This window comes from Streptomyces sp. HUAS CB01 (assembly GCF_030406905.1).
GTDB lineage: Bacteria > Actinomycetota > Actinomycetes > Streptomycetales > Streptomycetaceae > Streptomyces > Streptomyces chengbuensis.
Genome location: NZ_CP129137.1, coordinates 6,101,111 through 6,119,869 on the forward strand (window position 1 = coordinate 6,101,111; position 18,759 = coordinate 6,119,869).

Consider the following 18,759-nt stretch of genomic DNA (forward strand, 5'->3'; position numbering starts at 1 on the left):
AGTGTGCCTCCCGATCCGATGTGCGTACCGCGGAATCGCCGGCTACGGAACCCGCGATTCGAACTGCTTGGCAGTACTGGGAGGTACGTATCGGGGAGCGGATGCGTTCAGCCCTGAACGGAAAGTTCTCAATCCCGTACGGGGTGATCGGCGACGACCGTCACGGAGCCGGGGGCGATCTCCGTGAAACCGGCATCCCGGACCGTCGGCAGCCCGCTCGCGGCGAGTTCGGTCCAGCGGTCGTCGGCGGCGGTCCGGACGGCCAGCGGGAAACCGGCGTCACGCCACGCCGTACGTTCGGCCTCGTCCATGTCCCACCACAGCAGTTGGGCCCCGTGCCCGACCTGGGCCATCTCCTTGCCCGTCGACATGCGCAGTTCCGGGTTGAGCCAGATCAGGGCGTGGCCGGGGGCGACGTCGCCGGAGGGCTCCTCGGGGTCCTCCAGTTCCGTGCCCGACACCTGGAGCTTCGACAGTTCCCTGGGCCAGCCGTCGAGCGGCACCGGCGGGAACACCCGTACCTCGGCCCCGCCCCCGGTCACCGTGATCCCGGGCAGCTCCGACGCCTTGCGCCACTCCGCGCCGCGAGCCCGGCGCACCACCTTGCGGATCCGGGCGTCCTGCCAGTCCCGTACGCGCGCTGCCCACTCGCCGTCGCCGGACGACCGCTCGTCGGAGAGCATCACCACGACCGCGCGGGCGGCGGTCTCCAGCGCGTCGGTGCGGGACGGCGGAGCGTTCCTCTCGATCCTGACCACGAGCGGCAGGACGAACTGGGGGGCCTCGTCGCGCGGCGTCGGCTCCTGACGGAAGGGACTGTCGGTGCCGTCGGTGCTGCTGGGACTGTCGGTGCTGTTCACCCGCACAGTCTGCCAGCCGACGGGGAGCGGTCCGGGGGCCCGGGCCCCCGCCCGGAGCGAAGGCGGACGGCGGGCTGACGGCCCCGGACGCGAGGCGGACGGGCGGCGGCCCCCCTCGGCCGGTCGGTCGCGCTTCGGCCACGGCGAACAGGCTCCCGGGCGTGGACGAGAACTCCGCGTACTGCGAGCCCGCGGCCGCCACGGCCCGGCCCGCCCCCGGGCAGGACGGCGGGCCTTTCGCCGACTGTGCGCTGTGCGGGGAGCCGACGGAGTACCCCGGGTCCGTGAAGGGCGCCACGCTCTGCCCCGTCTGCGAATGGCGGGAGGCCCAGCGGACAGCCTGCTCCGGCCGGCCGCACCCACGACCCACCCGGTCCGGCGCAGCCGCCGGACCGGCGCGAACGCACTGCTCACACCCCTCTTGCGCCACGCCCGGGCGCACCCCGGTGACGCATGACCCCACGCTTCCTGACGATGCGTCAAGAAGATTTCTTTGCGGGGGCGATGAACAAACACGGGTGCGGCGTCCGTATGAAGGGCCGGACGCGTCCCCCCTCCCGGTCCCCTTCGGCGACCGGAGTCCGTACCCCGCAGGAGGCGAAGAGTTGAGTCACAGGCGTATACCCAAGCGGAAGGCGATCCTCGCCGGAGCCGGAGCGGTGGGCATCGCCGCAGCTGCCGTACTGCTGCCGAATGCCAACGCTTCGCAGTCCGGATCGGAGGACGACCGGACCGCCCCCAGAAAGATGAGCGCCGCCTCCGCCGCGGATCTCCTCCAGCAGCTGGGCAAGCAGCTCGGCGACTCCTACGGCGGGGCGTACTACGACGCGTCGAAGCAGCAGCTCGTCGTGAACGTCGTGGGTGACGACAACGAGGTGAGCGGTGAGGTCGAGCGGGCCGGTGCGGTGGCACGCAGCGTGCAGAACAGCTTCTCCACGCTGAAGTCCGCGACCCGTGAGCTGTCGAGCGAGGCCGCGGTCCCGGGCACGGCCTGGGCCATCGACCCCAGGAACAACCGGATCCTGGTCACCGCCGACCGCACCGTCACCGGTGACCGGTGGAACACCGTCGAGTCGGCCGTCGAGTCGCTGGGCGACGGCGTGGCCCGGATCCAGAAGTCGAAGGGCGAGTTCAAGCCGCTCCTGGAGGGCGGGGACGCCATCTTCGGCGGCGGTTCGCGCTGCTCGCTCGGCTTCAACGTCACGACGCAGGACGGACAGCCCGGATTCCTCACGGCGGGCCACTGCACCGCCGCCTCCGACCAGTGGTCCGAGCAGCAGGGAGGCCAGCCCATCGGCACCGCCCAGGAGTCCGTCTTCCCCGGCGAGGGCGACTTCGCGCTCGTGACGTACGACGACCCGAACACCGACGCGCCGAGCGCCGTCGACGTGGGCAACGGGCAGCTCCTGGAGATCCGGCAGGCGGCCGACGCGGCGGTCGGCCAGGAGGTGTTCCGCATGGGCAGCACCACCGGCCTCAACGGCGGCCAGGTCACCGGTCTGAACGCCACCGTGAACTACCCGGAGGGCACCGTCAGCGGTCTGATCCAGACCAACGTCTGCGCCGAGCCGGGCGACAGCGGCGGCGCGCTGTTCACCCGGGACGGCAACGCGATCGGCCTCACGTCCGGCGGCAGCGGTGACTGCACCTCGGGCGGCGAGACCTTCTTCCAGCCGGTGACGACCGCGCTCGAGGCGGTCGGCGCACAGATCGGCTGACGCGACCGGGGCGGGCCGGAGCCGGCACAGCTCGCCGCCGACCCGCTGCTCGCGACCGTACGACCGGCCGGGCACAGCACGGCCGGCAGGTCGGTTGTCGCGGTGGAGAGCACGGCATCCGACCACGACGGGAGAGCGAGAGGACGAGGGGAGGGAGAGACGGCGGCGCGGCCCTCGGCATCGGCGGATGCCGGGGGCCGCGCCGTCGCCGGCGGCATGAGCCGTCCTCAGCCGTCCTCCTGCAGCAGCTTCCGGCTCGCATCGAGGTCGAAGTCGCCCTGCGGGTACTGCGGGTCGAGTTCCTCCAAGTGCTCCAGCAGCAGCCGGGTGACCGCCCAGTTGCGGTACCACTTGCGGTCGGCGGGCACGACGAACCAGGGCGCCTCGGGGGGCGAGCAGCGTTCCAGCATCCGCTCGTACGCCTTCCGGTAGGCCGGCCACAGGGCCCGCTCCTCGATGTCACCCTGGTTGAACTTCCAGTGCTTGTCCGGGTTTTCGAGGCGTGCCAGCAGCCGCCGCCGCTGCTCCTCGTGGGAGATGTGGAGGAAGACCTTGACGATGGTGTGCCCGTCCTCCGCGAGCGCCCGCTCGAAGGCGTTGATCTCGTCGTAGCGGCGGCGGATCACCTCGCGCGGCACCAGCTCCCGGACCCGGGCGATCAGGACGTCCTCGTAGTGCGAGCGGTCGAAGATCCCGATGTCGCCGGAGCGCGGCAGCTCCCGGGCGATCCGCCAGAGGAAGTGGTGGTCGCGCTCCTCCTCGGTGGGGGCCTTGAACGCCTTGATCCGGCAGCCGGCGGGATTGAAGTGGCCGATGACGTGTTTGACGGTGCCGCCCTTGCCGCTGGTGTCCATGCCCTGGAGGATCAGCAGCAGCCGGCGCCGGTCGCCCGCCGTCGCCGCCGCGTACAGCCGCTCCTGCAGCTCGGCCAGGCGCGTCCCCGCCGCCGCGGCCGCCTCCAGGGCCTCGGCCTTGCTCCGTGGACCGGCCGGGATGCCCCCGGGGTCGTACGAGGAGAGGTCGACGCGCCCGCCCGCCGGGACGCACAGCACGTCACGGAGCCGGCCGGGGTACGCGTCGGGGGACCGGTCGCCGGGCTCGTCGGGAAGGGGGTCGGCCGGACGCCCGGTGCGGCCGCTCTTCGTGGTCATCCCTGGTCACCTCGGGCTCTCTTCCGGCCGGCTCCGGCACTCGGCTTCTCCGGCCCCGGTATCTCTCCGGCACAGCCCTTCGATCCTCCACCGGAACCGGGGGCGGCGCGAGCGACGTACGGTCCGGCGGCGCGGCGGCCGCCCTGGAACGGGCGGGGCGGCGGTCCCGGGGCCGGCGGTACGGCGGACGCCCGGAAGGCATCCGGGTGCCCGCCGCCTCGCACCCTCGGACCGTACGTCGCCGTCGTACCGCGGTCGCGCGCCGCCGGCCGCGGTCCGGACCCGGGACTCGGCGCCGGGGCCCGGTCCCGGGACTCAGCGCCAGACCCCGGTCCCGGTCTCAGCGCCCGGGCCCGGTCCCGGGCCTCACCGCCAGGGCCCGGTCACCGCGAACGTCGTACCGGGCGTGTAGCAGTTGACGTACATCGTCCCGCCGTCCGGTGAGAACGTGACGCCCGCGAACTCGCCCCACTCGGGCTCCTCCGGGGTGCCGATGTTCTGGCGGTTGCGTGCCATCGCGTACACCTCGCCCCGCTTGGTCAGCCCGTACACGTGCTGGGCCCCGTTCCCGTCCTCCGCGACCATGAGCCCGCCGTCCGGGGCGAGGCAGATGTTGTCCGGGGACTCGCCGGGCAGCTGCACGTCGGTCGCCGGCCCGAAGACGATCACCAGGGTCAGCCTGCGTCGCAGCGGTTCGTACCGCCACACCTGTCCGAAGTGGTCGGCCGCCGAACCCTCGGCGCTGCGGGCGAAACTGGAGACGAAGTAGACGGACGAACCGCCCCAGTAGCAGCCCTCCAGTTTCTGGGCGTGGGTGATGCCCCTGGGGCCGAAGTCCTGCAGCCGGATCGGGGTCCGGCCGGCCTGCGGATCGGGTACGGGGACCCACTCGACGCCGTCGAAGCGGGCGCCCGTCTCCTGGATCGCGGACAGGTCCGGCAGACCCGGGACCCGCATCGCCTCCAGCCGTCCGCCCGCCCGCAGCGAGCCGGTGCCGCCGAGCGGTTTGTCCGGCAGGAAGCGGTAGAAGAGCCCGAACGGCCTCTCGAAGGCGTCCTCCGTCTCGTAGACGATCCCGCTGCGCGGATCGACCGCGATCGCCTCGTGCTGGAAGCGGCCCATCGCGGTCAGCGGCACGGCGCCGCTGCGGCGCGGATCGGCGCCGTCCACCTCGAAGATGAAGCCGTGGTCCTTGGTGTAGCCGTTGGTACCGGCCTTGTCCTCGGTCTCCTCGCAGGTGAGCCAGGTGCCCCACGGTGTGGGCCCGCCCGCGCAGTTGACGGCGGTGCCCGCGATGGCGACGCGCTCGTCCAGGACGTTGTCGCGGCCGTCGAGGGTCAGTGCCGTGCAGCCGCCCTTGGCCGCCGGGTCGTAGGTGAGGCCGTCGACGACGGGAACACCGATGCGGCCGTTGTGCCGGTTCTCGTGGTTGCGCACGAGATGGACCCTGCCCCGGCGTCCGGGCAGGGCGGTCATGCCGTCGTGGTTGCTGGGCACGGGGCCCTCGCCGGAGCGCAGCGGCTCGCCCTCGCGGGAGAGCATCCGATAGCGGAAACCTTTCGGCAGGTCGAGGAGGCCCTGGGGATCGGGGACGAGGGGGCCGTAACCGGAGTGGCCGCGGGCGGCGGCGGTCCCCGCGAACAGCTCGGAGAAGGCGCCGGTGAAGGCGATTCCGGCGACTGCGGCACCCGTACCGGCGAGGACCTGACGCCGTGTCGCGGAGGAGGCCCCGGAGGGGGCCGGCGCTTCGGCGGCCCCGCCCCCGGCGGTCCCGGTTGATTCCTGCGTGCGTTCTGCGGTCATGAGGCAACTCCCTGTTGGCGGACAGAGATGTGACCCGCATGTGTGTACCAGGCGTGTGGTCACGCGTGAAGCATGCGGGTCACTGTGCCCCGTGGGACGCGCGCCGGTGCGTGAGCAACGAGAGGCGTCGCGCGAGCGCGGCGAGGGGTGTTACGCGAGCTTCGCCGTCAGCGTGATCGTCGTTCCCGAAAGGGCCTGGCTCACCGGGCAGTTCTTCTTGGCCTCCTCGGCGGCCGCCTGGAAGCCCTCCTGGTCGAGACCGGGAACCTGGCCCTCGACGGTCAGGTGGATGCCCGTGATGCCCTCGCCCGGCTGGAAGGTGACGTCGGCCTTGGTCTCCAGGCGGGTGGGCGGCGTACCGGCACCCGCGAGGCCGTGCGAGAGGGCCATGGAGAAGCAGCTGGAGTGGGCGCCGGCGATCAGCTCCTCCGGGCTCGTCTTGCCGTTCGCCTGCTCGGCGCGCGACGGCCAGGAGACGGGGAAGTCGCCGATGCCGGAGGAGTCGAACGTGACGACGCCGGAGCCGGAGAGCAGGTCGCCGTCCCAGACGGTGTGGGCCTGGCGCGTGGTGGCCATGATGGATCCCTTCTCAAAGCATTCAATGAATCGGTTCCAACCGGGCCCAACCTACTGGAACCTACTGTTCGACGAGGCCCTTGGCGTCCCGGGCGAGTGCCGTCAGCCGGGAGATCGCCCGGAAGTACTTCTTCCGGTACCCGCCGTTCAGCATCTCCTCGCTGAACAGCCGGTCGAAGGGGAGCCCGGACGCCAGGACGGGCACCTCCCGGTCGTAGAGCCGGTCGGCGAGCACGACGAGCCGCAGCGCCGTGGACTGGTCGGGCACCGGCCGTACGTCGGTGAGGCAGACCGCGCGCACGCCGTCCGTCAACGCGCCGTAGCGGCTCGGGTGCACCCGAGCGAGATGCTCCAGGAGCTGCGGGAAGGCGTCGAGGGAGGCACCCCCGGTGGCGTGTGCGGCCCGGGTGACCTGCTCGTCCGAGAAGGGCGCGGGCGCCTCGGGCAGGCCGCGGTGACGGTAGTCCTCGCCGTCGATCCGCAGCGGCCGGAAGTGCGCGGACAGGCCCTGGATCTCGCGCAGGAAGTCCGCGGCGGCGAAGCGGCCCTCGCCGAGCTTGCCGGGCAGGGTGTTGGAGGTCGCCGCGAGTGCGACGCCCGCCTCGACGAGCTTGCCGAGCAGGGTCGACACGAGCACGGTGTCGCCCGGGTCGTCCAGCTCGAACTCGTCGATGCACAGGAGCCGGTGGCCGCTCAGGGTCTTCACGGTCTGCTGGAAGCCGAGCGCGCCGACGAGGTTCGTCAGCTCCACGAAGGTGCCGAACGCCTTGAGTGACGGCTCGGCGGGTGTGGCGTGCCAGAGGGAGGCGAGGAGGTGCGTCTTGCCGACGCCGTAGCCCCCGTCCAGATAGACCCCCCGCGGTGCGACGGGCGGGGCGGGCTTCTTGGAGAACCAGCGGCGCCTGCCGCTGCCGGTGGCGTGCGCCCCGCCCAGCCCCGCGGCGAACGAGCTCAGCACCGTGACCGCCTCGGCCTGGCTGGGCTGGTTCGGATCGGGGACGTACGTCTCGAAGCGCACCGAGTCGAAGCGCGGCGGCGGCACCATCTCCGCGACCAGTCGGTCGGCGGGGACATGGGGCTCACGGGCGCACAGCGAGAGCGGGACGGCTTCGGTTATGGGGGTGGTCGACACAACCACCCACTCTACTGAGTCCGCAGGGACGGCCGCCCCGCACGTCGGGCGCCTCCGTCATCGGGCCCGGGCGCCGTGCGGTGGGCGCGCTCGGGCCACTGCGGCGTCCCGGGGCGTCCCGCGGCGTCCCGGGGCGAGGGTCCCGTCGCGGGGCCTGCCGCGTGCGCCGCCGGACGCCGCCGGGCCGACGCGGCACGGCACGGCGAGCGGGCGGGCCGGCGCGGCTGGCGAGCGCACCGGGGCGGGGCGGTACGGGAGTGCACGGTGCCTCAGGAGAGCGGGCGAGCGGGCCGCGCCACGGACGCGGGCGGGCACGGCACGGCACGGCGAGCGGGCGGGCCGACGCGGCACGGCGCGGCGAGCGCACCGGGGCGGTGCGGTGCGGGAGTGCACGGTGCCTCAGGAGAGCGGGCGAGCGGGCCGCGCCACGGACGCGGGCGGGGACCCGTGTGCGGCCGGACCGCGTGGCACCGCGCCCGCGCAGGAGGCGTACCGCGCGGCCGGGTACCGCGCGGGCCGGGTCGTTCAGGCCGGACCGGGGTGCCGGGTACCGCGCGGGCCCGGTCGTTCAGGCCGGACCGTGTCGTCAGGGCGGACCGGGTGCGCCGCGTCCCCGTACGCGCACGTCCGTGCAGCCGGGCCGGGCGCCGCGACCGGTACGGCGGCCGGTCGCGTCCGCACGGAGCGTGCCAGACTGCTCGGTATGCGACGTCTGTTCCCGCTGCCCGACCCCGACGATCCCGCCGCGACCGACCACGAGTGGGGGCTGGACGAGCTGGCCGACGCCTACGCCTATCCGGCCACGGAGGGCCCCTGGCTGCGGGCCAACATGGTCTCGTCCCTCGACGGGGCCGCACAGCACGACGGGAAGTCGCAGCCGCTGTCGTCCGACTCGGACATGCGGATCTTCGGCACCCTGAGGGGACTGGCCGACGCGGTCGTCGTCGGCGCGCAGACGGTCCGGCAGGAGGGCTACCGCCCCGCCCGCGCCCGGGACGCCTTCGCCGACCGCCGGGCGGCCGCCGGTCAGGGCCCCGCCCCCGCCATCGCCGTGGTCAGCGCGAGCCTCGACCTCGACTTCTCCCTGCCCCTCTTCGCCTCCCCCCTGGTGCCGACGCTGGTCCTCACCGGCGCCGCCGCTCCCCCGGCACGCGTCGCCGCCGCGGAGAAGGCGGGCGCCGAGGTCCTCGTGGCGGGCGACGGGACGGGCGTCGACCCGGCCCGGGCCGTCGAGGCGCTGGCCGGACGCGGCCTGCGGCGGCTGCTCACGGAAGGAGGGCCGAGGCTGCTGGGTCAATTCGTCGGATCCGGGGTACTGGACGAGCTGTGCCTGACGGTGTCGCCCACGCTCACCTCCGGCAGCGCCCAGCGGATCGCGTACGGAGCCGACCGGGCGGTGCCGGAGCGTTTCGCGCTGGCGTCGCTGCTGGAGGAGGCCGGGTTCCTCTTCACCCGATACCGTCGGACCTGACATTCCAGGCCGGTTATGTACCGGTTTGCTCCGGCTGGGCACACTACTCGCAGACCCCGTACGGACACGGGGAAGGACGGTTCCGGCAGAAGGGCTCCTGACGTGTTCACAAGCGTATTGATGATCGAGAAGCCCCTCACGGCGACCGACGTGGAATTCGTCACGACGCTGCACGGGGACGAGCCCGTGTCGTTCATCGTGCTCATGCAGCCGCGCGGCGACCAGGCAGACCTGCTCCTGCGCGCCATCGACGACGTGGCCATGGGCGAGCTCAAGGAAGCCGTTCGCGAGGGGGAGGAGCCGGAGGGCGAGAAGGCCCGGCAGCCGGCGGAGCTCGCCCTCGTGCACTCCCTGAACGCCCTGCGGGCCGCCGGGGCCGAGGCCGTCGGCCAGGTCGTCGAGGACCACCCGCTCGACAAGATGAAGAGCGTCGTCGACGAGGCCGGTGCCGACGAGGTGATCGTCCTGACCGCGCCGCACTACGTGGAGGAGTTCTTCCACCGCGACTGGGCCTCCCGCGCCAGGCACAAGGTCGGCGTACCGGTGCTGAAGCTCTTCGCGCACAGCGAATAGGCTGGGCCTCTCGTACGACGTCGCACCCTGGGAGACACGCGCATGGCATCCGGCATCCCCAACGCCATGGAACGGCCGCACTTCATCGGCATCGGCGGCGCCGGAATGTCCGGGATCGCCAAGATCCTCGCCCAGCGGGGCGCCAAGGTCGCCGGCAGTGACGCCAAGGAGTCGGCGACCGCCGAGTCGCTGCGGGCCCTCGGCGCGACCGTGCACATCGGGCACGCCGCCGAGCACCTCGCGGACGACGCGTCCTGCGTCGTCGTCTCCAGCGCCATCCGCGCCGACAACCCGGAGCTGACCCGTGCCGCCGAGCTCGGTGTACCGGTCGTCCACCGCTCCGACGCGCTCGCCGCGCTGATGCGCACCTCGCGCACCATCGCCGTGGCCGGCACCCACGGCAAGACCACGACCACGTCGATGCTGGCCGTGGCCCTGACGGAGCTGGGCCTCGACCCGTCGTACGCCATCGGCGGAGACCTCGCCGGGCCCGGGACGAACGCCCGGCACGGCGAGGGGGACCTCTTCGTCGCCGAGGCCGACGAGAGCGACCGCAGCTTCCAGAAGTACGACCCGGACGTCGCGATCGTCCTCAACGTCGAGCTCGACCACCACGCCAACTACGCCTCCATGGACGAGATCCACGAGTCCTTCGAGGCGTTCGTCGCCAAGATCCCGGCCGGCGGGACGCTGGTCGTCGGCGAGCACGCCGGAGCCCGCGAGCTGGCCGCCCGGGTCTCGGGCCGCCCGGACCTCACCGTCGTCACCGTCGGTGAGGACGAGGGCGCCGACGTCCGGATCCGCTCGATCACGCCCCACGGCATGACCAGCGAGGTCACGGTCGCCCTCCCGGACGCCGGGGAGATCACCTTCACCGTCTCCGTCCCCGGACGCCACTACGCCCACAACGCCGCGGCCGCCCTCGCCGCCGGCGTCCGTCTGGGCCTGGACCCGGCCGGCCTGGCCCACGCGCTCACCGCCTACACCGGCGTCGGCCGCCGCCTCCAGCTCAAGGGCGAGGCGAAGGGCGTCCAGGTCATCGACTCGTACGCGCACCACCCCACCGAGATGACCGCCGACCTGGAGGCCATGCGCGCCGCTGCCGGGGACCGGCGGCTGCTCGTCGTCTTCCAGCCGCATCTGTTCTCCCGCACCCAGGAGCTCGGCACCGAGATGGGCCAGGCCCTCACGCTCGCCGACGCCTCCGTGGTCCTCGACATCTACCCGGCCCGCGAGGACCCGATCCCCGGCGTCACCAGCGCGATGATCACCGAGGCGGCGGAGGCGGCGGGCGCCCGGGTGACGGCCGTCCACGACAAGGCGAGCGTCCCCGACGTGGTCGCGGGAATGGCCGCACCCGGGGATCTGGTTCTCACCATGGGGGCCGGCGATGTGACGGACCTCGGTCCGCGGATCCTGGCCCGTCTGTCGGACTGAGGCCCTCCGGGGCCCACGTGGTGAAGGAGACCGATCATGGCCTACGACGTCGAGAAGCCGGACGAGCAGTGGCGCGCGGAGCTGAGCCCCGCGGAGTACGCAGTGCTCCGGCAGGCCGGGACCGAGCCCGCCTTCACCGGTGAGTACACGGACACCAAGACCAAGGGGGTGTACTCCTGCCGGGCGTGCGGCGCGGAGCTCTTCACCTCCGGTGAGAAGTTCGAGTCGCACTGCGGCTGGCCGTCCTTCTTCGACCCGAAGGACTCGGACGCGGTGGAGCTGCTGGACGACCGGTCCTACGGCATGGTCCGCACCGAGGTCCGATGTGCGCGCTGCGGCTCGCACCTCGGGCACGTCTTCGAGGGCGAGGGCTACCCGACGCCCACGGACCAGCGCTACTGCATCAACTCGATCTCGCTGAGGCTGGAGCCGGCCGAGGACGCGTGATCACGGCGTGACCCGTCGGGGCGACCCGATGTGTGCGAGGGCCCGGAGGCGTCACGCCTCCGGGCCCTTCGTCCGTCGAACGGGTGACCAAGGGCGCGATCGCGGGCCTGCGGGTTAACGCTTGCATTAACTTCCGGCCCACGGGTCAATGGGAAGTGATCCTCGTCGAGGAGGTAGCGACGTGGTTCGAAGAACTTGCGGAGGCCGACTGGGACAGCGCTGAACAGGTGGAGGACGCCGTCGACGCCTTGTCGATGTCCGGTCCCACGCTGAGCCGCCCACTCGTGGACCGGATCAAGGGAGCTGAACAGCATCACTTGAAGGAACTGCGACCGGGTTCATCGGGGACGAGCGAAATCCGCATCCTGTTCGCGTTCGACCCGGTCCGCCGCGCGGTTCTTCTGGTGGCCGGCGACAAGAACGGCAACTGGCAGAGCTGGTACGACACCAGCGTTCCGCTTGCCGAGAAGCGGTATAAGGCACATCTGGGAGAAATCACAAGCAGGGAGTACACATGAGCGCGGTCCGCTGGGAGGAGACCAAGCGACGGGCGCATGAACGCCGCCGAGCCGCAGGGCTGCCTCTGCGCTCGGGGGAGGACAAGCAGGCGGCCATGAACCGTCTCGCGGCCGAGATCCGCGCGTACCGTCTCGCGGAGATCCGGCGTGAGCAGTCGCTGACCCAGAAGGACGTGGCGCAGACGATGGGCGTCTCCGCCCCCCGGGTATCGGCGATCGAGAACGGCGAAGCCGACCGCACGGAGGTTGCGACCCTGCGTTCGTACGTGGAGGCGCTCGGGGGCGAACTCCGCGTAGTGGCCGACTTCGGGGACACCGAGTACACGGTCGCCTGACGGTTCCTGGCTCGGAGCGGACCGATGTGTCGAGGGCCCGGAGGCGTGACGCCTGCGGGCCCTTCGTCGGTCCGGGAGGGAGTCGTCCGGGAGGGGGATGGAGGGCGCGGTGCGGCCCGGGCGGCCGGAGGCGTGGTCGTCACCGGCCGGTCCCACGTCGCGATGGGTCCCATGGCCACTGGCCGGTACGCGGTCGTCACGGGTGCACCGCGTCAGACCGCGTCCAGCGCGGCGCAGAGCCAGTCGTGGGCGGAGCCCGGATTCGGCTCGGGCGGGCTCCCCGGTGGGGTGGTCAGGTCGGCCGTCAGCTGCCAGTACAGGTCGATACGGGGGTCCGCGGCCAGTTGCCGGGCGAGGAGCCGGCGGAAGTCCGGGGTGTCCCGGGTGCCGCGGGAGACGGCATAGGCGGAGACGAAACTGTCGAGGGCCTCGCCCGCCCGCGGTGGCCGTCCCGCCCGAAGCTCGGCCGAGGCCAGCGCGTACGCCTCGCCGAGACCGTCGTAGAGCACGTCGGGACGGTAGCCCCGCTCGGGCCGGTGCACCGCGGGCTGCGGGCGGACGGAGCCGGAGCAGTTCCCGGACACCAGCGCGTGCATCCGGGCGAAGGCCCACACCTGCGCGGGAGTCGGGTCGTCGGGGAGCTGGGGAACCGCCTGGTCGAGGAACGCCGAGACCACCCGGGCGGGCAGCCGCGGCGGCAGCCAGTACCGCCAGAACCGTGCCATCGAGGCGGTGCTGGGCGGGACGGTCACGGCGCCGATCAGCCGGAGACGTTCGGCGCGCTCGCCGGCGCCGCAGTCGCGCAGCAGCCGCAGTGACGCCTCCCGCCAGCGCATGGCGGCCAGTTGGGATCCCAGCACCTGCAACCGGTCGCTGATCACGCTCTCCAGAACGTCGCCGAGCGCCTCGTCCTCGTGGTCCAGGACCCGTCCGACGTCGGGCACCGGCAGGTCGAGCCCGCGCAGTGAGCGGATCAGCCGGAGCCGGTCCAGCGCTCCGGGGCCGTACCGGCGGTGCCCGCCCGTGCTGCGGCCCGACTCGGGCAGCAGGCCGCGGTCCGAGTAGAAGCGGACCGTCTTGACGGTGACGCCCGCACGCTCCGCGAGCTCTCCGATCGTCCATGTGCCGTCAGCCGACAAGGCGTGAGCCTCCCTCGGGTTGAACCTCCCTCAGGGGGAGTTCCTACGGTACCCGGACCTGGCCGGCCCACGGGGGCCGGCCGTGCTGAACGTGCCCTGGCCGAGGAGGCGTTGATGACGGAGTTCGTGCTGGTGTCGGGCGGTCACACCGGAGGATGGATCTGGCGCGAGGTGGCCGCCGCGCTTCGGGAGTCGGGAGCCGGGGCGCACCCGGCGACCCTGACGGGCCTGGGCGACCGCCGCCATCTCGCCGGCCCCGGTACGGACATGGACACCCATGTCGAGGACCTGGTGCAGCTCATCGACCACGTCGACGAACCGGAGGTCGTCCTCGTCGGTCACTGCTACGGCATCTACCCGGTGCTCGGTGCCGCCGGCCGGCGCCCCGAGCGCACGGCCCGGATCGTGTTCGTGGACGCGCCCCTGCCCCGCGACGGCCTCTCCCTGCTGGACCAGGTCCGCGAACAGATGCCGGAAGGGCCGGTCCGTGACCGGATGCTGAGCCAGCCCGCCCGGGCCGAGGACGGCTGGCGCGTGCCCGCGCCCACGCCGGAGGAATGGCGGCAGTGGGGGAACCTCGCGGGTGTCTCCGAAGAGGCCCTTGTCCGGCTGGCGCTCCTCGCCGCACCTCAGCCGGTGGGCACGCTCACCCGGCCGGTCAGGTTCACGGACGTGGTGGACGCGCTGCCCATGACGGGCGTCTTCTGCACGGTCGGCGGCACGATGGACATCGCCGGGGTCGAAGCCCTGGTGGCGACGGGCAATCCGCTCTTCCGGCAGCTCGTCGAGCCGAGGTGGGGATTCTTCGAACTCGCCACCGGCCACTGGCCGATGCTGTCCGTGCCGGACGAACTCGTGACGGTCCTGCTGCGCGCCGCCGCGGGGGAGGGGCACCGGGTGGCGAGGGCCGAGGGCGTCCGTGACGGTGCCCCCACGGGCTGATGCCACGGTGCGGTGGACGCCCCCGCGGGCCGATCTGCGGCACGATGGGCCGAGTCCCGGCCCCGTGAACCTCGGCAGTCCCGTGAGCCTCGGGAGTCCCGAGGAACTGGGTCCCGTGAGGCCCGGGAGTCCCGCGGACCTGCGTCCCGTGAGGCTCGGGAGCCCGTGAACCTCAGGGGTCCTGGAAGCCTCAGGAGTCCCGAGGTCGTGCCCACAAAGGGAGTCCCCGCGTGCGTGAAGTGGCGATCATCGAGGCACCGTCGGTGCTCGGCCTGCGGCCGTCCGGTGTGCAGGACCTGCCCACGGCCCTCCTCGACGCCGGGCTCCTCGACCATCCCGGGGCGGTACGGGGCGGCCGCCTGGAGGCCCCGCCCTACGATCCCGAGCGCGACCCCGGCACCGGGGTCCTCAACCCGGGGGCCATCGCGCGCTACTCCGTCCTGCTCGCCGACGCGGTCGGCGACGTCCTCGACCGGGGAGCGTTCCCGCTCGTCCTCGGCGGCGACTGCAGCATCCTGCTCGGCAACCTCCTCGCCCTGCGCCGCCGCGGACGCCACGGCCTGCTCTTCCTGGACGGCCACACCGACTTCTACCAGCCGGCGGCCGAGCCGCTCGGCGAGGCGGCCTCCATGGACCTCGCTCTCGTCACGGGCCGCGGCCCCCGCCTCCTCACCGACCTGGAGGGCCGGGGGCCGCTGGTGCGGGACGAGGACGTCGTGGCGTTCGGCTTCCGCGACTCCGCAGAATCCGCGGAGGCCGGTATGCAGCCGCTCCCGGCTGGGCTGCACGCGGTGGACCTCGACGCCGTACGCGCGGTGGGCGCCCATGCGGCGGCCCGCGACGCGGTCGCCCGGCTCACCGGCGGCGCGAGCGCCGGGTACTGGGTCCACCTGGACGTCGATGTCCTGGACGACGCGGTCATGCCGGCCGTCGACTACCGCCGGCCCGGCGGACTGAGCTGGTCGGAACTGGAGAACGTGCTCCGGACCGCACTGGCCGACGAGCAGGCCACGGGCCTCGACGTCACGATCTTCAACCCGCGGCTCGACCCGGACGGCGGCATCGCGGCCCGCCTCACGGAGTGCCTGCACCGTGGCCTGTCGGCACTGAGCGGCCCGGACGGCCCGGGCGGCGAGGCCCGGGCCTGAGCGCGGGGCCTCGTGCTGCGCCTCACCTCCCTGCAGCACCGCACGGCGCTGGAGGGCGGCCCGTTGCCGTAGGAGTCAGTCCTGGGCGGCGTACGGGACGAAGGCTGCCCAGGCGGTGGGGGAGAGGGCGAGCCGGGGGCCCTGGGTGTGCTTGGAGTCCCGGACGTGGACGGTGGTGGGGCAGGCGGCGACCTCGACGCAGTCGCCTGAACCGCCGCTGCTGTAGGAGGACTTGTGCCAGGAGAGCGCGACCTCCACGCAGTCGTCGCCGGAGCCACCGCTGTAGCTGCGCTTGAACCAGGCCAGTTCCGCCGTGTCGCTCATAGCACTCCTCGCATCCGCCGCAACAGGCTCAGGGAGTCTTCTAGGGTAAGAGCCTGTGAGCGCATCCTGGCATACCGCATCTGGAGCATGCTGACCACTTTCGCGTCGGAGATGAACTGGCCGCTCTCCTGCCCCTCGCAGTAGCCGAACCACTTGTTGTCGGGGGTTTCCAGCAGCTGCATCGGGCCGTCGAGCCCCGCATGGCTCTCCCGCACCAGCGGCATGATCTGGAGCTCGATGTTCCGCTGTTCGGCAAGGTCGAGGATGTGGTCGACCAGCTCGCGGGTCACCGCCGCGCCGCCCGTCCGCCGAAGGAGCAGGTGCTCTTCGAGGATGAAGCCGTACGCCGTGTTCGGGCGCTCCCGCAGCAGCCGCTGCCGTTCCAGCCGGGCTGTCATCTGCGCCTCGATCTGCTCGTCCCCCAGCGGCGGGAGCTGGTTGACGAACAGCGTCCGGGCGTACGCCTCCGTCTGCAGCAGGCCCGGGACCAACCGGCATTCATACGTGCAGAGACTGCTCGCCACGGCCTCCAGCCGCGCCCACCTCCGGAACCACGCCGCCAGCCCCGGCCGGCGCGAGAGGTGCTGCGCTGCCCGCCGCAGCGCCCCCGTGTTCCCGAGCGCCGCCTCCGCCCGCTCCACGAAGTCGTCGTCCGGCATCCGGCGGCCCAGTTCGATCGAGGCCACCGTGTGCTTGGAGTAGCCCACGAGCGGGGCGAAGTCGCCGCGGCTGAGGCCCGCGTGCTCGCGTAACGCCTGGACCACCGCGCCGAACGTCCTGAGACTGTCCGAGGCCTCCGGCTCCGTCGCGTTCGTACCGGCTCCGCCGGTGTCCGTCATCGCCATCGGACCATGGTCACGGATGGTGACGCGTACCGTCCACCGGGAGTGCGCGTACGCTGACCCGGCGTACGCGGCGTCCCTCTGGAGAAATCCCTGGTCCGGCCGCCAGATTGGGGTGCATGACCGCATCGGCCACCCCACCGACCGCCACCGCCGCGCCCCAACCGCCCGTTACCGTACGTGTGTTCACCCAGCGCTTCAGCTCCACACCACGGGGCGCCCGGCTCGCCCGGCACCTCGCGCTCCACCAGCTCCACTCCTGGGGCGTTCCGCACGGGACGGAGGTGTCCGAGACCGCGGCCGTGCTGGTCGCCGAACTGGCGGCGAACGCGGTGACGCACGGCCGCGTGCCGGGGCGGGACTTCGAGCTGAGGCTCGCCCTCGACGCGGGGACGCTCACCGTCGATGTGTCGGACACGCGGGGCGAGCGCCGCCCGCCCGGGCCCGGAGCGACCGGCTTCCCGGCGGGTGACACGGAGACCGGCCGCGGCCTGCTGCTCGTCGCGGCGCTCGCCGACCGGTGGTCGGTCCTCGACCGCGTACCGGTCGGGAAGACCGTGCGCGCCGAACTCGACCTGCCGCGGTGAGCGCTCGGAGGGGCCGCCGGCGCGGGCCGCTCCACGGGCTGCAGCGGGTCGCCGGGCTACTCCGCGGGCTGCAGCAGGTCCCAGCGGTTGCCGTACAGGTCCTCGAAGACGGCGACCGAACCGTACGGCTCGTGGCGGGGCTCCTCCAGGAAGCGGACGCCCGCCGCCGTCATCCGGGCGTGGTCGCGGGCGAAGTCGTCGGTGTGGAGGAAGAAGCCGACCCGGCCACCGGTCTGCGCGCCGACACTCGCCGACTGCTCGTCGCCCTTCGCCCGCGCCAGCAGCAGATCCGTGCCCCCCGCGCCGCCGCCCGGGCGGACCACGACCCAGCGCGTACCGTCGCCCCGGTCGGTGTCCTCGACGAGGGTGAAGCCGAGGGCGTCCCGGTAGAAGGCGACGGCCTCGTCGTAGTCACGGACGACGAGCGTGACGAGGGCGATACGGGGCAGCGGTGCGGTGGACACGGGGTCGGATCTCCTTGCTCGGGGGGCGCCCCAGTATCGCCGACGCTGTGCACAATGCCTCGCATGGACCCGTCGATCGAGCAGCTCACCGACCGTGCCCGACGGCTCGCCCGCCCCGGTGCACGGCACCTCCTCGGTATCGCCGGGCCACCGGGGGCGGGCAAGTCGACGCTCGCCGCGGACCTCGTGTCGCGCCTGGGCCCGCAGCGTGCCGTGCTCGTCCCCATGGACGGCTTCCATCTCGCCGGGGCCGAGCTGGAACGGCTCGGCCGGGCGCAGCGCAAGGGAGCGCCGGACACCTTCGACGCCGCCGGGTACGTGGCGCTGCTGACGCGGCTGCGCGCCCCCGAGGCGGGTTCGGCGGTGTACGCGCCGGCCTTCGACCGGACCCTGGAGGAGCCGGTCGCGGGCAGCATCCCGGTCGGTCCGGACGTCCCGCTCGTCGTCACCGAGGGAAACTACCTGCTGCACGACGAAGGGCCCTGGTCGCGGATCCGTGCGCTGCTCGACGAGGTCTGGTACCTGGAACTGCCCGACGCGGTGCGGTTGCCCCGGCTCGTCGACCGGCACGTCCGCTTCGGCAAGGACCGCCCCCGCGCCGAGCGCTGGGTCCGCGACTCCGACGAGCTCAACGCCCGGCTGGTGGCGCACGGTCGGCACCGCGCCCACCTGACGGTGCAGATGGGGCCCGGTGACTGATCGCCGCCGCCGCGCGCGCGGGCGCCCGCCTCAGCGGCAGAGTGCGTCGATGTCGTCGGAGAACGTGGGGAATTCGGCCCCGGCCTCGTCGATGATCTGCCCTGCGGGGCGGCGAGGGGTGGTCGCGTGCCGCTCGGCGAGGGCGGCCAGCTCCGGGTCGGCGTTCGGGCGTGCCTCTCGTTCCCCGAACTCGACGGCCTCCAAGGGGCCTATGCCATCGGCCAGCACCCAGAGGAAGTCCGACAGGTTCCCCGCCACGACGCCTCGCTCGCCCTCCGAGCCCATGAACACCACGGGCTGTTCGGCCAGGGGCTGTCCGGGGCGGGCGAACCATAGGGCGGCGAGGCCGCCGGTACCGTCCTGGCCGAAGGGACGGAAGGCGTCGCCGTCCAGCTCGTGGTTGCCGGTCCAGTGGCGCAGCCAGTCGGTCGTCTCCTCGGCGGAGTCGAAGGCGTCGTACGGTTCGAAGTCGACGCCCTCGCCGTCCTCCCCGTACACGAACTCCACGCGGGCCACCTCGGCCAGGGCGGGCGGGAAGGCGCGGTCGTCAGGGGTCGTCTCGATCATGGGGGAACGGTATCCGGCACCACTGA

At 72.9% G+C, this 18,759-nt stretch carries 21 protein-coding genes; 11 read left to right on the forward strand and 10 right to left on the reverse strand.

The features are described 5' to 3' along the window. Positions 1–128 precede the first annotated feature (128 nt). Complete coding sequence (locus QRN89_RS26860) at positions 129–860, reverse strand: peptidyl-tRNA hydrolase (RefSeq protein ID WP_390701144.1); 732 nt, start codon at positions 858–860, stop codon at positions 129–131. A gap of 605 nt (positions 861–1,465) precedes the next feature. Here QRN89_RS26860 and QRN89_RS26865 point away from each other — a divergent pair. Further along, positions 1,466–2,578: a S1 family peptidase gene (locus QRN89_RS26865; RefSeq protein ID WP_435833269.1), complete on the forward strand. Its 1,113-nt coding sequence runs from the start codon at positions 1,466–1,468 to the stop codon at positions 2,576–2,578. A gap of 227 nt (positions 2,579–2,805) precedes the next feature. On the opposite strand, the gene QRN89_RS26870 is transcribed toward QRN89_RS26865, so the two are convergent. The 4 genes from QRN89_RS26870 to zapE form a co-directional block, all read right to left on the reverse strand. Then, the gene (locus QRN89_RS26870) at positions 2,806–3,729 is read right to left on the reverse strand and encodes a PPK2 family polyphosphate kinase (protein ID WP_290351952.1); all 924 of its coding nucleotides are present in this window, start codon (positions 3,727–3,729) and stop codon (positions 2,806–2,808) included. 366 nt (positions 3,730–4,095) lie between these two features. Next, positions 4,096–5,532: an alkaline phosphatase PhoX gene (locus QRN89_RS26875; protein WP_290351953.1), complete on the reverse strand. Its 1,437-nt coding sequence runs from the start codon at positions 5,530–5,532 to the stop codon at positions 4,096–4,098. A gap of 150 nt (positions 5,533–5,682) precedes the next feature. Then, positions 5,683–6,108: an OsmC family protein gene (locus tag QRN89_RS26880; RefSeq protein WP_093651891.1), complete on the reverse strand. Its 426-nt coding sequence runs from the start codon at positions 6,106–6,108 to the stop codon at positions 5,683–5,685. A gap of 61 nt (positions 6,109–6,169) precedes the next feature. Next, on the reverse strand, positions 6,170–7,246 hold the full coding sequence (gene zapE / locus QRN89_RS26885) for a cell division protein ZapE (protein ID WP_390701143.1): 1,077 nt from the start codon (positions 7,244–7,246) through the stop codon (positions 6,170–6,172). A gap of 697 nt (positions 7,247–7,943) precedes the next feature. On the opposite strand from zapE, the gene QRN89_RS26890 reads away from it, so the two are divergent. The 6 genes from QRN89_RS26890 (at position 7,944) to QRN89_RS26915 (ending at position 12,021) form a co-directional block, all read left to right on the forward strand. Then, positions 7,944–8,711, forward strand: coding sequence for a pyrimidine reductase family protein (locus QRN89_RS26890; protein WP_290351956.1), 768 nt, complete (start codon positions 7,944–7,946; stop codon positions 8,709–8,711). Positions 8,712–8,813: 102 nt separating this feature from the next. After that, positions 8,814–9,284, forward strand: coding sequence for an indole-3-glycerol phosphate synthase (locus QRN89_RS26895; RefSeq protein ID WP_290351957.1), 471 nt, complete (start codon positions 8,814–8,816; stop codon positions 9,282–9,284). A gap of 42 nt (positions 9,285–9,326) precedes the next feature. Further along, positions 9,327–10,721, forward strand: a complete 1,395-nt coding sequence (gene murC / locus QRN89_RS26900) for a UDP-N-acetylmuramate--L-alanine ligase (RefSeq protein WP_290351958.1) — start codon at positions 9,327–9,329, stop codon at positions 10,719–10,721. Positions 10,722–10,757: 36 nt separating this feature from the next. Then, on the forward strand, positions 10,758–11,168 hold the full coding sequence (gene msrB, locus QRN89_RS26905) for a peptide-methionine (R)-S-oxide reductase MsrB (RefSeq protein ID WP_093651895.1): 411 nt from the start codon (positions 10,758–10,760) through the stop codon (positions 11,166–11,168). A gap of 155 nt (positions 11,169–11,323) precedes the next feature. Then, the gene (locus QRN89_RS26910) at positions 11,324–11,686 is read left to right on the forward strand and encodes a type II toxin-antitoxin system RelE/ParE family toxin (RefSeq protein WP_290353872.1); all 363 of its coding nucleotides are present in this window, start codon (positions 11,324–11,326) and stop codon (positions 11,684–11,686) included. Then, positions 11,683–12,021 (forward strand): XRE family transcriptional regulator, encoded by a 339-nt coding sequence (locus tag QRN89_RS26915; RefSeq protein WP_290351959.1) that lies wholly within the window; start codon positions 11,683–11,685, stop codon positions 12,019–12,021. Before QRN89_RS26910 ends, QRN89_RS26915 begins: the two co-directional genes overlap by 4 nt. Positions 12,022–12,233: 212 nt before the next feature. On the opposite strand, the gene QRN89_RS26920 is transcribed toward QRN89_RS26915, so the two are convergent. Continuing rightward, the gene (locus QRN89_RS26920) at positions 12,234–13,160 is read right to left on the reverse strand and encodes a helix-turn-helix domain-containing protein (RefSeq protein WP_290351961.1); all 927 of its coding nucleotides are present in this window, start codon (positions 13,158–13,160) and stop codon (positions 12,234–12,236) included. 114 nt (positions 13,161–13,274) lie between these two features. Between QRN89_RS26920 and QRN89_RS26925 the strand changes: the two genes are divergently transcribed. Then, the gene (locus QRN89_RS26925) at positions 13,275–14,102 is read left to right on the forward strand and encodes an alpha/beta fold hydrolase (protein ID WP_290351962.1); all 828 of its coding nucleotides are present in this window, start codon (positions 13,275–13,277) and stop codon (positions 14,100–14,102) included. 230 nt (positions 14,103–14,332) lie between these two features. Beyond that, on the forward strand, positions 14,333–15,250 hold the full coding sequence (locus QRN89_RS26930; protein ID WP_290351963.1) for an arginase family protein: 918 nt from the start codon (positions 14,333–14,335) through the stop codon (positions 15,248–15,250). Between the two features lie 75 nt (positions 15,251–15,325). Here the strand turns inward: QRN89_RS26930 and QRN89_RS26935 are convergent, their stop codons facing one another. Further along, a complete protein-coding gene (locus QRN89_RS26935) occupies positions 15,326–15,574 on the reverse strand; it encodes a DUF397 domain-containing protein (RefSeq protein ID WP_290351964.1) in 249 nt (82 codons plus the stop codon). Next, positions 15,571–16,419: a helix-turn-helix domain-containing protein gene (locus QRN89_RS26940; protein WP_290351965.1), complete on the reverse strand. Its 849-nt coding sequence runs from the start codon at positions 16,417–16,419 to the stop codon at positions 15,571–15,573. The genes QRN89_RS26935 and QRN89_RS26940 overlap by 4 nt, the downstream gene beginning before the upstream one ends. A 116-nt stretch (positions 16,420–16,535) precedes the next feature. On the opposite strand from QRN89_RS26940, the gene QRN89_RS26945 reads away from it, so the two are divergent. Next, a complete protein-coding gene (locus QRN89_RS26945) occupies positions 16,536–17,003 on the forward strand; it encodes an ATP-binding protein (RefSeq protein ID WP_290351966.1) in 468 nt (155 codons plus the stop codon). 56 nt (positions 17,004–17,059) lie between these two features. On the opposite strand, the gene QRN89_RS26950 is transcribed toward QRN89_RS26945, so the two are convergent. Then, positions 17,060–17,452: a VOC family protein gene (locus QRN89_RS26950; protein WP_290353873.1), complete on the reverse strand. Its 393-nt coding sequence runs from the start codon at positions 17,450–17,452 to the stop codon at positions 17,060–17,062. 78 nt (positions 17,453–17,530) lie between these two features. Here QRN89_RS26950 and QRN89_RS26955 point away from each other — a divergent pair, with 78 nt between their 5' ends. After that, a complete protein-coding gene (locus QRN89_RS26955; protein ID WP_290351967.1) occupies positions 17,531–18,166 on the forward strand; it encodes a nucleoside/nucleotide kinase family protein in 636 nt (211 codons plus the stop codon). Positions 18,167–18,196: 30 nt separating this feature from the next. Here QRN89_RS26955 and QRN89_RS26960 read toward each other — a convergent pair whose 3' ends face one another. Continuing rightward, a complete protein-coding gene (locus QRN89_RS26960; RefSeq protein ID WP_290351968.1) occupies positions 18,197–18,733 on the reverse strand; it encodes an SMI1/KNR4 family protein in 537 nt (178 codons plus the stop codon). Between the last annotated feature and the right edge of the window lie 26 nt (positions 18,734–18,759).